Annotated in this window: 14 protein-coding genes; all 14 read right to left on the bottom strand. The window is 69.9% G+C overall.

Features of this window, described 5'->3' with window-relative positions:
• Positions 1-69 precede the first annotated feature (69 nt).
• Complete coding sequence (locus tag J5V96_RS07070) at positions 70-2,862, bottom strand: FtsK/SpoIIIE domain-containing protein (protein ID WP_208502086.1); 2,793 nt, start codon at positions 2,860-2,862, stop codon at positions 70-72.
• A gap of 57 nt (positions 2,863-2,919) precedes the next feature.
• Positions 2,920-3,837: a PP2C family protein-serine/threonine phosphatase gene (locus tag J5V96_RS07065; RefSeq protein ID WP_208502084.1), complete on the bottom strand. Its 918-nt coding sequence runs from the start codon at positions 3,835-3,837 to the stop codon at positions 2,920-2,922.
• A gap of 122 nt (positions 3,838-3,959) precedes the next feature.
• Entirely contained in the window at positions 3,960-4,925 is a 966-nt protein-coding gene (locus J5V96_RS07060; RefSeq protein WP_208502082.1) for an aldo/keto reductase, read from the bottom strand.
• Between the two features lie 67 nt (positions 4,926-4,992).
• The gene (locus J5V96_RS07055) at positions 4,993-5,895 is read right to left on the bottom strand and encodes a DUF5684 domain-containing protein (protein ID WP_208502080.1); all 903 of its coding nucleotides are present in this window, start codon (positions 5,893-5,895) and stop codon (positions 4,993-4,995) included.
• A 135-nt stretch (positions 5,896-6,030) separates the two neighbouring features.
• Positions 6,031-6,801 (bottom strand): magnetosome magnetite crystal formation protein family, encoded by a 771-nt coding sequence (locus J5V96_RS07050; RefSeq protein WP_208502078.1) that lies wholly within the window; start codon positions 6,799-6,801, stop codon positions 6,031-6,033.
• A gap of 129 nt (positions 6,802-6,930) precedes the next feature.
• Positions 6,931-7,692 (bottom strand): YaaA family protein, encoded by a 762-nt coding sequence (locus J5V96_RS07045; protein WP_236014540.1) that lies wholly within the window; start codon positions 7,690-7,692, stop codon positions 6,931-6,933.
• A complete protein-coding gene (locus tag J5V96_RS07040; RefSeq protein ID WP_208502076.1) occupies positions 7,689-7,952 on the bottom strand; it encodes a F0F1 ATP synthase subunit epsilon in 264 nt (87 codons plus the stop codon). The genes J5V96_RS07045 and J5V96_RS07040 overlap by 4 nt, the downstream gene beginning before the upstream one ends.
• A 2-nt stretch (positions 7,953-7,954) precedes the next feature.
• Positions 7,955-9,391, bottom strand: coding sequence for a F0F1 ATP synthase subunit beta (atpD, locus tag J5V96_RS07035; protein ID WP_208502074.1), 1,437 nt, complete (start codon positions 9,389-9,391; stop codon positions 7,955-7,957).
• A 29-nt stretch (positions 9,392-9,420) separates the two neighbouring features.
• Positions 9,421-10,314: a F0F1 ATP synthase subunit gamma gene (locus J5V96_RS07030; protein ID WP_208502072.1), complete on the bottom strand. Its 894-nt coding sequence runs from the start codon at positions 10,312-10,314 to the stop codon at positions 9,421-9,423.
• 21 nt (positions 10,315-10,335) lie between these two features.
• Complete coding sequence (gene atpA / locus J5V96_RS07025; RefSeq protein ID WP_208502070.1) at positions 10,336-11,979, bottom strand: F0F1 ATP synthase subunit alpha; 1,644 nt, start codon at positions 11,977-11,979, stop codon at positions 10,336-10,338.
• A gap of 80 nt (positions 11,980-12,059) precedes the next feature.
• Positions 12,060-12,842 (bottom strand): F0F1 ATP synthase subunit delta, encoded by a 783-nt coding sequence (locus J5V96_RS07020; protein WP_208502068.1) that lies wholly within the window; start codon positions 12,840-12,842, stop codon positions 12,060-12,062.
• A complete protein-coding gene (locus J5V96_RS07015) occupies positions 12,842-13,405 on the bottom strand; it encodes a F0F1 ATP synthase subunit B (RefSeq protein ID WP_208502066.1) in 564 nt (187 codons plus the stop codon). The genes J5V96_RS07020 and J5V96_RS07015 overlap by 1 nt, the downstream gene beginning before the upstream one ends.
• Positions 13,406-13,439: 34 nt before the next feature.
• Complete coding sequence (gene atpE / locus J5V96_RS07010; protein WP_208502064.1) at positions 13,440-13,676, bottom strand: ATP synthase F0 subunit C; 237 nt, start codon at positions 13,674-13,676, stop codon at positions 13,440-13,442.
• Between the two features lie 44 nt (positions 13,677-13,720).
• A complete protein-coding gene (gene atpB / locus J5V96_RS07005; protein WP_208502062.1) occupies positions 13,721-14,554 on the bottom strand; it encodes a F0F1 ATP synthase subunit A in 834 nt (277 codons plus the stop codon).
• Between the last annotated feature and the right edge of the window lie 79 nt (positions 14,555-14,633).

Genomic DNA, 14,633 nt, shown 5'->3' with positions numbered 1-14,633 from the left:
GACGAGCCCCGCACGACGGTGTCAACACACCCGTGACTCGGTCGTTCGACGCCACGCTCCCGGCTCGGATCACGGCAGGATCACGCGCTCGGGCGGCAGTCCGTCGCGCACCAGCCAGGCCCGCGACGCTCGCATGCGCGCGAAGGGCGGGAGCTCGCGCTCACCCGCGATCGTTCGCAGCTCCGTCGCGCAGTCGGCGCCGACCACCAGCGGCGCCGAGGCCCGCACCTCCTGCAGCAGACCCCACTGTCGCTGCCACGCGTCGCCGTCTCCGATGAGCACGACCCTCTCCCCCGGCCTGAGAAGCGCGCTGAGGCGAAGGCCCGGTGGAACGTCGTCGAGCATCACCACGCGCACGTCGCGCGGCCACACGGCGGCCAAGTGCTCGCCCCGGCGGCGCGCCGACCGCAGCACCATCGCCGTGATCGACGTCTCCGGCTCCCAGTGGGCCGGCCCGGGGTCGGCATCGGCATCCGACGAGGTGACCCACGGCGCGCCGCGGACGAACTGCACCTCGAGACCGTCGAGGACGGCGCGGCCGGGGGCGCGGTGGGGATCGAAGCCCGCGGGCTCGCCACCCGCGGCGACATGCTCCGCGCGCCCCGGCAGCGCGAGCAGCGCGCGTCGCGGCAGCAGGTCGGCGAAGCGCATCACCGATCCCGTCAGGCGGGCAGCGGTGAGCACCACGGTGGTGCCGGTGTCGCCCGCGTCGCGTACGACCGCCTCGAGCCGCTCCGCCACCGCGTGGGCGTAGTCGGGTGGGAACCTCGCCAGCATCGCGTCGACGTCGTCGATGACGATCAGGGGCGGCCGCTCCCGTTCCATCCGCTCGAGCGCGTCCCATGCGCCCTCGGCGTCCCGGGGCGCCACCACCGCGTCGGGGTGCGCCGCGGCGATGAGGCCCGCGATGCTCGACCGTCCGGTGCCCGGCCCGCCCACAACGACCAGGCCGCGGTCGACGCCCGGACGCAGCAGCACCGCCGTCTGCCGCTGACGACCCGGGTCGTCGGCCACGCCGAGCAGGATCGCATCGGCCGGGGGCTCACCGGCCAGCGCGACCGCCTCGTGATGCGAGAGCTGTGTCGGCAACGGCGGCTGCCAGGGCGCAGGCCGTCTGGGCCGTCCCGCGAACCGGGCGACGGCGGATCCGACGTCGCCCGGTGCCGACAGCGCGATGCGCGTCAGACGCGGCCGGATATCCCCCACGCGCCGGATCCACGCGAGGCCACGCCCCTCGGCACCTCCCGGAAGTGCGGCGGCCTCATCGGTGCCCAGGAGCACGCGGCTCTCCGAGGGCTCGGCGACGCGCAATGCGACACGCAGAGGGCAGTTGGCCACGAGAGCGTCTCGCAGCACCCCGCCCGCGCGCTGGGTGCCGAGCACGAGGTGCATGCCGAGAGCCCGTCCTCGCGCAGCGATGTCGGTGAAGAGGGCGTGCAGATCCGGATGCTCCTGCAGAAGCGCCGCGAACTCGTCGACCACGATCACCAGCCGGGACAGATCCGCCCGCGGATCGGACACGTCGCGCGCGCCGACCGCCGCGAGCGCGGCCTCCCGCGAGCGCAGCTCGGCACGCAGGCTCTCGACGGCGCGTCGGGCACCGCCCTCGTCGAGATCGGTGATGACACCCGCCACGTGAGGGAGCGCCGCGAGCGGTGCGAAGGCGGTGCCTCCCTTGAAGTCGGCCAGCAGGAACTGCACGCGGTCGGGTGGCAGGGTCGCCGCCAGCGACGTGACCCACGTGATCAGCAGCTCGCTCTTGCCGGTGCCGGTGGTGCCGACGACGACGGCGTGCGGCCCGTCTGCCACGAGGTCGAGCGCGGCGGGCTCACCCGCCTCTCGCCCGATCACCGCTCCCAGAGCGCCCAGCGGCTCGCCCGCTGCCCTGCCAGCGAGCAGGTCCGCCAACGCGACCACGCCGCCGTGGGTGTGCGGCGTCGGCACGGGCATCGCCCGCGCGGCCAGCTGAGCGGCGACCGCCTCAGCCTGAGTGAGCGAGAGCGCCTCGACGCGCAGGTCGCAGATCTCGCCGCGCGTGATCAGGCGTCCGGCGAGCGGCGTCTCGCCGAGTTCCAGCACGGCGTGGCAGGCCAGCGGCACCTCCGCTCCGTGCGCGCCGGTGGCGATCACCACCTCCGCTGGCGGCGCGGGCTCGCCCTCGCCGATGAACGCGAGGCGCCTGCGTCCCTGCGCGGCCGACGGCTCCCAGTGCGGCAGCGCCTGCGCCCACCCGCGCTCGGCGGCGGGTGCCGCGACGAGGCGCAGGTCGCTTGCGGGTCGCCCGAGGCACAGCTGCAGGACCAGCGCTCGCGCGACGGCGCCCGCGACGACCGGATCGCCGAGCACGGCGACCCCCTCTTCGAGGGCGATCGCGACGGGAGCGTCCTCGACATGCTCGGCCCGCAGCCGCAGCCCCGCGGCGTCATCGTCGTCGCCGCCCGTCACCCGCACGGCGCTGGGCTGCCGGCCCCGTCCGACGACGAGAGCATCCGAGCTCACCCGCCACTGCCGGCGCGCGTCGCCGAGCAGCGCCGCAGCATCGGGGCACTGGCGCCAGAGCGTCGTGCGCTCGGCGTCGTGACGACGCGCGATCTGCTCGGCTGCCCGCGCGAGCGCCTCCGCGTGCTCACGCTGCTGCTCACGACGGCGCCGTCGCCCGCCGCGCGCGCCGTCGACCAGCGAGGCGAGCGCCATGAGCGGCCCGAGCGCGGCGAAGCACAGCGCCATAAACGAGCCCGTGACCGCCCAGATCGCAACGGCGGCGACCACCGGCATCACCGACGCGACGATGGGGAACGGAGCGCGCCTCGGTGGTGCCGGGGCGGGCGGCAGGACGATGGGATCGTCGCGGGTCGTGGGCATGAGCCCAGTTCATCGGAGGATGAGCGCCGGCCGCGGCCCGCGAAGAGACGGGGGACGTCAGCCCCGCGAATCGTCTCCTGTGGACGAGTCTGCGGCGGCCTCCGCGCCGCTGGCCCCCTCGGGCGAGGCGTCCGATCGTGCGCCGTCCTCGGATCCGGTCTCCGCTGCCGCGCCCTCGTCGCTCTCGGACTCGGCGCGCTGGCCGGGCACCGCCACGTTCAGCACCACGATCGTGACGTTGTCGCGGCCGCCGTTCTCGAGCGCGGCCTCGAGCATCGCCTCGGCCGCCGCGGCGGGCTCGGCATGCAGACGCAGGAAGTGCAGGATGCCGTAGTCGGTGAGCTCCTTGGTGAGACCGTCGGAGCAGATGACGAAGCGGTCGCCGTCGCGCACGTCGATGCGCACGTAGTCGGGCACCGCGCCCTCGCTCGGGCCCACCGCGCGCGTGATCACGTTGCCGTAGGGGTGGTTCTCGGCCTCCTCGGGGCTGAGGCGCCCCGCTGCGACGAGCTCCTGGACGAGCGAGTGGTCGGTCGTGATCTGCGCGAGCGCGTCGTCACGCTGCAGGTAGACCCGCGAGTCGCCGATGTTGAGTGCGACCCAGGCCGCGTCCTTGTCGGTGACGTCGAGGTACACCCCCGTCACCGTTGTTCCGGTGCCCTCGTCGGTGGTGTCGGGGTGCTCACCGATGTCGCGCACCGCCTTGACCAGGGCACGCTCGATCGACTGCGGCGACACCTCGCCCTTGCGGACCATACGCTGCAGGCGGTCGATCGCGCTGGCGCTGGCGATCTCGCCGCCGATGTGACCGCCCATGCCGTCGGCGACCACGAAGAGCGGGTACGCGGTCAGCAGCGCATCCTGATTGATGTCGCGCTTGCGGCCTCGGTCGGTGACGCCGGCCCAGGTGAGCACCGCGTCGAGGCCTGTGGGCAGCGCCACGGTCTGCGACTGGGTCGTGGGGGCGTCGGACACGCGCGGAACCTCCGGATCATGGCGACGGCGCACAAGCGGCCTGACAGCTCGGTGCGGCTGAGTCGCGCTCACATCCTATCGGGCGGGTCGCACCCCACCGGGACGGGACCGCCGCCGAGGCGTCAGGCACGCGGGAAGATGCCATCGATCTCGGCGAGGTCGGCGTCGGATGGCGTCCACGCCGCGCCCGCTGCGGCGTTCGAAGCCACCTGCTCGGGGGACGTCGCGCCCGCGATCACGCTCGAGACGCCGGGCTGTGCAAGAAGCCATCCGAATGTCGCCTCGAGCATGGTGAGGCCGCGCGCCTCGGCGAACACCCGGAACGCGTCCAATGCGTCCCACGGAGCGTTCTCCCAGAGGTGCCGGCGCTGATCCATGATGCGGCTGCCCTCGGGCCCGCCGTCGCGCGTGAACTTGCCGGTGAGCAGGCCGTTGTAGAGCGGGAAGTACGGGAAGAAGCCGAGACCGAAGCGACGCACGGCCGGGAGCTTCTCCTGCTCGACACCGCGCGCGAGCAGCGAGTACTCGTCCTGCGCGGAGACGAAGCCCGCCGCGCTCCGCGCCCGCGCGACCAGGTGCGCCTCCGCGATCTGCCATCCGGCGAGGTTCGAGTGACCGTAGTAGTGGATCTTCCCCTCGCGCACGAGATCATCGAGCGCGTCGATGGTCTCCTCGATCGGAGTGCCCGGATCCGGCGTGTGCAGCTGATAGAGATCGATGCGGTCGGTCTGCAGGCGTCGCAGCGAGCGCTCGACGGCAGTGCGCACGTACGCGCGCGAGCCCTTCGCTCCGGCCGTGGGGCCGTAGCCCATGTCGACGCCTGAGTGCCCGAACTTCGTCGCCAGCACCACATCGTCTCTCCGGCCGGCCAGTGCCTCGCCCATCAGCGTCTCGCTGCGTCCCTGGCCGCCGTACATGTCGGCGGTGTCGAGGAAGACCACCCCGTGCTCGATCGCGGCGTCGAGCACGGCGCGCGTGCCCTCGATCGTCTCGGTCTTCGTGCCGGGGCGCCCGAAGTTGTTGCAGCCGAGACCGACCTCCGAGACCAGCAGACCCGACAGACCGACCCGACGCAGCGCGACACTCATGCCTACACGCTAACCACATGACGGACGCCCCGTCTCGGAAGGAGAGACGGGGCGTCCTGAGAAGATCTCACGGCTGGGGCGGAGCCGGCGGCACGGGCCCGGCCGGGGGCTGCTCTTCGTCGCGACGTGACGGCGCCTGGGTCGACGGATCGGTCGACGGATCGGTCGCCGGAGCGTCGGCCGACGGCGCGAACGGATCTGCCGCGGGCGGCGGGGTGTACGGCGCAGCCGGCGGGACGGCGGCTGCGGGTTGCGCGGGATAGCCCGGCTGAGCCGGGTACCCCGGCTGAGCCGGCTGACCGTATCCGGGCTGCTGACCGTAGCCAGGCTGCGCCGGGTATCCGGGCTGTCCCGGCTGCGCGGGGTAGCCGGTCTGCGCCGACTGACCGTATCCGGCCTGCTGACCGTACGGCTGTCCGTAGCCGGCCTGGCCGTAGCCGCCGGCGGCCGGCACGGTGCTCGTCTGCGCAGGCACACCCTCCCAGACCGTCGTGTCCCCGAGGAAGGCGTTGCCCGCCCACTGTGCCGGCGGCACGTTCGGGTTCCAGCGCGACCGGTCATAGGCCAGGATGCCGAGCCAGACGATCTCGACGAGCACGAACAGCACGACCCACACCGGATCCTTGCCCAGCTTGAGGCCGATGCGGTAGGCCGCGACCGCGGCGGCGACGTGGAAGGCGAGCCCCACCAGGCTCGAGAGGAAGTTGACGCCCGGAATGGCGCCGAGCACGATCGCGCCGCCCAGCGCATAGAGGACCAGCCAGGGGCTCAGATCGCCGAGCTTGAAGAACACCATGTAGTTGTAGACGGGCACCCAGGCGCGCCATCTGCCCTGCACGCCGGCCTTGTCGAACAGCTTCATCAGAAAAAGTGAGCCGACGACGTAGACGATCAGGCCGATGAGGAGGCCGAAGCCCAGCAAGGCGGCGAAGATCGCCCAGAAGGCCGCGGAATCGTCGTAGGGGTTCATGTCTTCCTCCCGAGTGACTGCAGAACGGCGAGACGCCGTCGCTTCACCCTAGCGACCCTGAATGTCGCCTGAAAGTGCGCGCGGACCGGCCCCGCGCCCCGATCGCCGCCCGGGCGGCGATCGGGGCGCGTCGGCTCACTTCACCCAGTCGGGCGCCAGGATGTAGCCGGGTGCCTGCCCCGCCGCCACCTTGGGCGGCACGGTGACCGCGTGGATGATGCCGATGACGAGACCGCCGGCCCAGACCACGACGAGCAGCAGCCCGCCGAGGAACGGGATGCCCGACAGCACGGTCGCGGCGAAGATCGCGATCGTGCGCACGATGTTGAAGTTCAGGTTGCCCGCATTGGCGGCCTGGTAGGCGGGCGCCACCTTGTCCTTCTCGATGAGGAAGAAGATGAGCGCGGGCAGCCACACGAAGAACGCGGACAGCCACAGGTTGAGCTGCAGGTTCGACGCGGTCTGGGCACCGTAGCCGTACGCCTGAGGCTGTCCAGGACCCGGCTGGCCGTAGCCCTGCTGCCCGTAGGCGGGGGCCTGCTGTCCGTAGCCGGCCTGGCCGTACCCGGGTGCCTGCTGGCCGTAGCCCTGCTGTCCGTAGCCGGGCTGTCCCTGGCCCGGGACGTGCTGCCCGTAGCCCAGGGCCTGCTCCCCATACGCGCCGGACGCGGAGACACCGGGTGTGCCCGAGGCGTCGGGCGCGGCGGGGGCGGCAGAGGCCTCGGGCGGGGTCGCCGTCTCGCCGGGGCGGAACACCGGGGGCTCCCAGCCGGTGGGCGCCTCTGCGTCGGCGGCCGGGCGATCCTCGGCGGGGACCTCGCTGACGGGCGGATCGAACGCGTCCGCCTCCGGGGGCTGGTGCGATGCGGACTTGTCGTCCTGCTCATCGAACGGGTTGTTGGTCATGAGCGGCCTCTCAGGCTTGCTGCGGCGACGGATCCGCGGATCTCGTCGCATGGACGACACCAGAGTGCCAGCAAGGCGACGCGCGCACCAGCGCTTGGCGGCGCGTGCCGCCGGGCGCGACACACGCCGTCATCCGAGTGCGACGAGCTCGACCTCTCCCGGAGTCGCCGACGCCCGGATGACCAACCCGGCCGAGCGAGCCCAGTCGATGAGATCCGCGACGGAGCTCAGGTGCGGGCGGTCGAGTGCGAGCCGGCCGACGAGCATCCCCTTCGACTTCTTGTTGAAGTGATTGAGGGCGCGCACCGATCCGTCGGGGCCCTCGGCCACAACGCGCACGTAGGTCGTGGCGATGCCGGCGGGCACCGGGCCGAGCGCCGCGTACGCCTCGGAGCGCAGATCGATCACGAGCCCCGGCAACACCGCGAACGCGTCCCGCACCGGATCGGCCCACACCCGCTTCAGCGGGCCGAGTCCGGGAATCGACGCTCCGGCCGCGAGCCGGTAGGCCGGGATCGGATCGAGTGCGCCCACGGGTCCCAGCAGCGCTGTCTGGATGAGCACATGCTCCCCCAGCCAGCGGCGGGCGTCCGTTTCGAGCGCGGGGGCGTCCAGCGCATCGAAGAGCACACCGGTGTAGCGGTCGACCGCGGGCATCGTCGGCGCCGACCGGATCGACGCGTTGACGTCGATCTCTCCCAGCTGACGAGGCGAGAGCTTCAGCACCTGCGCCGCGAGCACGGGATCAGCCGACAGCGCCATCAGAGACGACACAACGGCCTCGCGCTGCGGTGCGAGCACCGGCAGCGCGAGGCCGTCGAGAGTCAGAGGCGCCTCGGCCGATCCCCCTGCCCTCTTCGTCTCCGAAGGGGGCAGGAGGATGGTGGTCAAGAGACCAGCGTTGCGTGGCCCGCCACGATGGTCAGGGCGGAGCCCTCCATCGAGACGAAGCCGTCGCGGGCGTCGGCGATGACCTTGGTGCCGGAGGGCTCGGTGATCCGAACCTGGCCCTGGTCAGCGAGGATGGCCAGCACGGGCTCGTGACCGGTCATAAAACCGATCTCACCCTCGGTGGTCTTCGCGACCACGAGGCTCGCCTCGCCCGTCCAGACCTCCTCCTCGGCGGAGACCAGCGTGACCTGGAGAGCCATGGTCAGCTGTTCTCCTTCTGGATCTTCGCCCAGTTGGCCTCGACGTCGGAGATGCCGCCGACGTTGAAGAACGCCTGCTCCGCCACGTGGTCGAACTCACCCTTGACGATGGCGTCGAACGACTCGATGGTCTCCTTGATCGGAACCGTCGAACCCTCGACACCCGTGAACTTCTTCGCCATGTAGGTGTTCTGCGAGAGGAACTGCTGGATGCGACGTGCACGCGACACGACGATCTTGTCCTCTTCCGAGAGCTCGTCGACACCGAGGATGGCGATGATCTCCTGGAGCTCCTTGTTCTTCTGGAGGATCTGCTTCACCGAGGTGGCCACGCGGTAGTGGTCCTCACCGATGTAGCGCGGGTCCAGAATGCGCGAGGTCGAGGTCAGCGGGTCGACCGCGGGGTACAGACCCTTCGACGCGATCTCGCGGGAGAGCTCGGTCGTGGCGTCGAGGTGCGCGAACGTGGTCGCCGGGGCCGGGTCGGTGTAGTCGTCAGCCGGCACGTAGATCGCCTGCAGCGAGGTGATCGAGTGACCGCGCGTCGAGGTGATGCGTTCCTGGAGCACACCCATCTCGTCGGCGAGGTTCGGCTGGTAACCCACGGCCGAAGGCATACGACCGAGAAGGGTCGACACCTCGGAACCGGCCTGCGTGAAGCGGAAGATGTTGTCGATGAAGAGGAGCACGTCCTGCTTCTGGACATCGCGGAAGTACTCCGCCATCGTCAGGGCCGACAGGGCGACGCGCAGACGCGTCCCCGGCGGCTCATCCATCTGACCGAAGACAAGGGCGGTCTTGTCGAAGACGCCCGCGTCCTCCATCTCGTGGATGAGGTCGTTGCCCTCACGGGTGCGCTCGCCGACACCGGCGAACACCGACACACCGCCGTGGTCCTGCGCCACGCGCTGGATCATCTCCTGGATGAGGACGGTCTTGCCGACGCCCGCACCACCGAAGAGGCCGATCTTTCCACCCTGCACGTACGGGGTGAGCAGGTCGATGACCTTGATGCCCGTCTCGAACATCGTGGTCTTCGACTCGAGCTGGTCGAAGCTCGGAGCCTTGCGGTGGATGGGCCAGCGCTCGGTGACCTCGATCTGCTCGCCGTCCGCGAGGTTGAGCACCTCGCCGGTGACGTCGAACACCTTGCCCTTGGTGACATCGCCCACGGGCACCGAGATGGGGGCGCCGGTGTCGCGAACCTCCTGGCCGCGGACCATGCCGTCCGTCGGCTTAAGGGAGATGGCGCGCACCAGGTCGTCGCCGAGGTGCTGTGCGACCTCGAGCGTGATCTCGGTCGACGAGTCGCCGATGACGATGGTCGTCTTCAGCGCGTTGTAGACCTCGGGAATGGCGTCGTGCGGGAACTCGATGTCGACGACAGGGCCCGTGACGCGGGCGACCCGTCCGACGACCGCGGTCTCAGTGGCAGTCATTTTCGTCTCTTCCTCAGTGGTTTTCTCGCTCACGACGCCAGAGCGTCGGCACCGCCGACGATCTCGGCGATCTGCTGCGTGATCTCGGCCTGTCGCGCGTTGTTGCGCAGGCGGGTGTAGTCGGTGATCAGCTTCTCGGCGTTGTCCGATGCCGACTTCATCGCCTTCTGCGTAGCGGCCTGCTTGGCGGCGGCCGACTGCAGAAGCGCGTTGAAGATGCGGCTCTGGATGTACACGGGAAGGATCTTGTCGAGCACGACGGTCGCGTCGGGCTCGAACTCGTACAGCGGGAAGACCTCGCTGCTCGAGCCCGAGTCGTCGGCCTCCGAGACCTCGAGGGGAAGCAGGCGGACCTGCACCGCCTCCTGGGTCATCATGCTGACGAAGCGGTTGTACACGAGGTGGATCTCCTGGACGCCGCCCTCGGCCGCGTCCTTCGAGTACGCCTCCAGCAGCGCCCCCGAGATCGCCTCGGCGGTCGCGAAGCCCGGAACATCCGCGTCACCCGTCCACTCCGCCGCCGCGGCGATGCCACGGAACTGGAAGTAGCCGACGGCCTTGCGGCCGAAGAGGTAGAACACGACTTCCTTGCCCTGCGAACGCAGCATCTCGGCGAGCTCCATGCCCTCGCGGATGACCTGCGAGTTGAAGGCGCCCGCGAGACCGCGGTCCGAGGTGACGATGACGATCGCCGTGCGCTCGACCTTCTCGGCCTCCCGCGTGAGCGGGTGGTCGATCGTCGTGTGCGTCGCGACGGCCGAGACCGCTCGCGTCACCGCGCGGGAGAAGGGCTCCGACGCGCGCACGCGCGCCATCGCCTTCTGAATGCGCGAAGCCGCGATGAGCTCCATCGCCTTCGTGATCTTCTTGGTCGTCTGAGCAGAAGAGATCTTCTGCTTGTACTCCCTGAGCTTTGCTCCCATGAGAGGTCGTCTCCTTCGGGCTTACGCCCGGCGGCCCTTGACGATCTTCTCCTGGTCGACCTCGACGGCCGCGGTGGCCGTGAACTCCTCGTGACCCGGAGCAGCGAGCGACTGACCCTTGCCACCCTGGAACTCGAGGATGAACGCGTCGATCGCCTTGTCCATCTCGGCGACCGTCTCGTCGGACAGCTGGCCCGACTCGCGGAGCGTCGTGAGGATCGTCGAGTTGCGACGGAGGTGGTCGAGAAGCTCGGCCTCGAAGCGCAGCACGTCCTCGACGGCGATCTCGTCGAGCTTGCCGTTGGTGCCGGCCCAGATCGAGACGACCTGCTCCTCGGCGGGGTACGGCGAGTACTGCGGCTGCTTGAGCAGCTCGGTCAGACGCGCACCGCGGGCGAGCTGACGACGCGACGCCTGGTCGAGGTCGGACGCGAACATCGCGAACGCCTCGAGCGAGCGGTACTGGGCGAGCTCGAGCTTCAGCGTGCCCGAGACCTTCTTGATGTGCTTGAGCTGAGCGTCGCCGCCCACTCGCGACACCGAGATGCCCACGTCGACCGCCGGACGCTGGTTGGCGTTGAAGAGGTCGGACTGCAGGAAGATCTGGCCGTCGGTGATCGAGATCACGTTGGTCGGGATGTACGCCGAGACGTCGTTGGCCTTGGTCTCGATGATCGGCAGACCGGTCATCGAACCCGCACCCAGCTCGTCCGAGAGCTTCGCGCAGCGCTCGAGCAGACGCGAGTGCAGGTAGAAGACGTCACCCGGGTAGGCCTCGCGTCCCGGCGGACGGCGAAGGAGGAGCGACACGGCGCGGTAGGCCTCGGCCTGCTTCGACAGGTCGTCGAAGACGATGAGGACGTGCTTGCCGTCGTACATCCAGTGCTGACCGATGGCCGAGCCGGTGTAGGGAGCGAGGTACTTGAAGCCCGCCGGGTCGGACGCGGGAGCCGCGACGATGGTGGTGTACTCCATCGCGCCGGCCTCTTCGAGGGCGCCCTTCACCGAGGCGATGGTCGAGCCCTTCTGGCCGATCGCGACGTAGATGCAGCGGACCTGCTTGGAGGGGTCGCCCGACTCCCAGTTGGCCTTCTGGTTGATGATGGTGTCGATCGCGATGGCGGTCTTGCCGGTCTGGCGGTCGCCGATGATGAGCTGGCGCTGGCCGCGGCCGACCGGGATCATCGCGTCGATGGCCTTGATGCCGGTCTGCATCGGCTCGTGAACCGACTTGCGGGCCATAACGCCGGGAGCCTGGAGCTCGAGAGCGCGGCGGCCCTCGATGCCCGTGATCTCGCCGAGGCCGTCGATCGGGTTGCCGAGCGGGTCGATGACGCGACCGAGGTAGCCCTCGCCGACCGGGACCGAGAGGACCTCGCCGGTGCGGGTGACCTGCTGGCCGGCCTCGATACCGGCGAACTCGCCGAGGACGACGACACCGATCTCGTGCTCGTCGAGGTTCTGCGCGAGGCCGAGCGTGCCGTCCCCGAAGCGGACGAGCTCGTTGGCCATAACGCCCGGCAGGCCCTCGACGTGGGCGATGCCATCGGCCGCGTCGACGACGGTGCCGACCTCGGTCGCCGCGTCGCCGGTGGGCTCGTAGGCGGCGACGAAGTCCTTCAGCGCGTCACGGATGACGTCGGGGCTGATCGTGATGTCTGCCATTGTCTTCCTTTGTTTCTTTGAGATCGGGATGCGAGATCCGCGATCCCCACGTGGTTCCGCCGCTGGGCGGGAAAAGTTGATCAGCCGGCGAGCTGCTGGCGCACGTCTGCGAGACGCGACGAGATGCTGCCGTCGATGACGTCATCCGCGATCTGCACGCGCACACCGCCGACGAGCGAGGGGTCGACGACCGTGGAGATCGTCACCTCGGCGCCGTAGCTGCGGGACAGGGCGGTGGCCAGACGTTCTGTCTGGGCCGCGGTCAGGGGCGAGGCGACCGTGACCGTGGCGACCGTGCGACCGCGCTGGGCGGCGACGATGCGGATCGCACGGGCGAGGATGGCGCGGACGCGACGTCCGCGGGGCTCCTGCACGAGCGACGCCACGACGAGCGTCGTGGCGTGGCCGGCGCGGCCTCCGAGGAGCTTCTCCATCAGCGTGCCCTTGGCCGACCCGTCTCCGAGACGGCGGCCGAGCGCGAGCTCGAGCTCCGGGTTCTCGGCCACGATGCGGGACACGCGGAACAGCTCTCCCTCGAGATCGTCCCGGTCGGCCGAGGCGGCCGCGCGGATGGCGAGCTCCTCGATGCCGTCGACCAGGTCGTCCTGCGACGACCACCGCTGAGCGGCGGCCGTCGTCAGGAGCGACTGGGTCACGGGCGAAAGGGTGCCGAAGACGCGGGCGACGAGCGCCGCACGGGCCTCGGGAGCCGCTGCCGGATCGGCGAGCGCGCCGCTCAGCGCCGACGAGCCGGCGACGGCACGGGCGGCGGCGAACAGCTCGCGCGCCGTGTCGAGGTCGACCGTCGTCGCGGCGAGCGCGGTGACGCTGGTCGCGAGCGCCTGAGTGGTCGCGCTGCCCATTACTTGACCGCCTTCTCGGAAGCCTCGAGGTCGGCGAGGAAGCGGTCGACCACGGCCGAGGCCTTCTGGTCGTCGCTCAGCGTCTCGCCGATCACGTTGCCGGCCAGGTCGATCGCGAGCGCGCCGACCTCGCTGCGGAGCGTGACGAGCGCCGACTGGCGCTCCGCCTCGATCTGCGTGTGAGCGGTGGCGGTGATGCGCTCGGCCTCGGTGGCGGCGTTGGCCTTGGCCTCGGCGACGATGCGCTTGCCGTCCTCACGGGCGGCCTCGCGGATGTCACCTGCCTCCTTGCGGGCGTCGGCGAGCTGCTTGGTGTACTCCTCCAGAGCAGCCTCAGCCTGGCGCTGCGCCTCGTCGGCCTTGGCGATGTTGCCCTCGATGGCCGCCGAGCGAGCGTCGAGCATCGCCGTGAGCTTCGGAAGGGCGATCTTGATCACCACGAACAGGATGACCAGGAAGCAGAGGCCCGACCAGATGATGTCGTAGACCGCCGGGAAGAGCGGGCTCGGCGGAGTCTCCGCGTGCCCTTCTTCGGCGGCGAACGTGACAAGAGCGTTCAGCATCCTGTCTCCTAACGTGTCAGCTTGAGGAAAGGGTTCAGAAGCCGAACATGTAGGCGGTCGCGATACCGACGAACGCGAGCGCCTCGGTGAAGGCGATACCGATCCACATCATCGACTGCAGGCGACCCTGCAGCTCGGGCTGGCGGGCGACCGACTCGATCGTCTTGCCGACGACCAGGCCCACGCCGATGGCCGGGCCGATGGCGGCGAGACCGTAGCCGACCGTGGCGATCGAACCGGAGACAGCAGCGGCAACCGTAGTAGCGTCCACGGGTGTTTTCCTTTCGGTAAGGCGATTCGGCGTTTGCCGGACCGTCAGTGCTCTTCCGCAACCGCGAGCTGGATGTACAGCGCGGTGAGGATCGTGAAGACGTACGCCTGGAGGAAGGCCACCAGGAGTTCGAACAGGGTGAAGACGAAGCCGAAGGCCAGCGTGCCGATGCCCAGCGGCACGAAGCCCGCCTGGCCGGCCGCGGGGGCGAGGATCGTGAACGACCACGTCGCCGAGAACAGCAGCACGAGCATGAGGTGGCCGACCATCATGTTCATCAGAAGACGCAGCGTCAGCGTGACGGGGCGGATGATGAAGGTCGAGAGGAACTCGAGCGGCGTGACGATGATGTAGAGGAACGGCGGCACGCCCGAGGGGAACAGCGCGTTCTTGAAGAAGCCCTTGGGGCTCTTCTTGATGCCCGCGTAGATGAACGTCACGTACGAGATCAGCGCCAGCATGAGCGGGACCGCGATGACGCTGGTTCCGGCGATGTTGATGCCGGGCACGATGCCCGTCAGGTTCATGAACAGGACCATGAAGAAGATGGTCAGCAGCAGCGGCTTGAAGCGCTCGCCGTCCTTGCGTCCCAGCAGGTCGGTGGCGATGCCGCGACCGACGAAGTCGAAGCCCATCTCCACGATCGACTGCAGCCGGCCCGGGACGATCGACATGCGACGCGTGCCGACGATCAGCAGGATGACGACGACGGCCGTCGCGATCAGCTGAGCGATGTTGATGCGCGTCATGCCGAAGAGGTGCTGATCGTTGAACACGATCGGCCCGAAGCCGAACAGCTCCGGCGGGAAGAACTCGAAGATGGACGGCGGGTGGAACTCGAAGCCCCCGTCAGAGGATTCGGCAGAGGCGATCAGCATCGCGGCATGAGTCAACGTGTGGCTCCGGCTTCATAGCTCCGGCATGATGACCGGGGAGGGCAGGAAGTCGTCATCTACC

This window comes from Microbacterium stercoris, assembly GCF_017592545.1.
GTDB classification, from domain to species: domain Bacteria; phylum Actinomycetota; class Actinomycetes; order Actinomycetales; family Microbacteriaceae; genus Microbacterium; species Microbacterium stercoris.
This window is presented reverse-complemented; position numbering and strand designations above follow the sequence as displayed.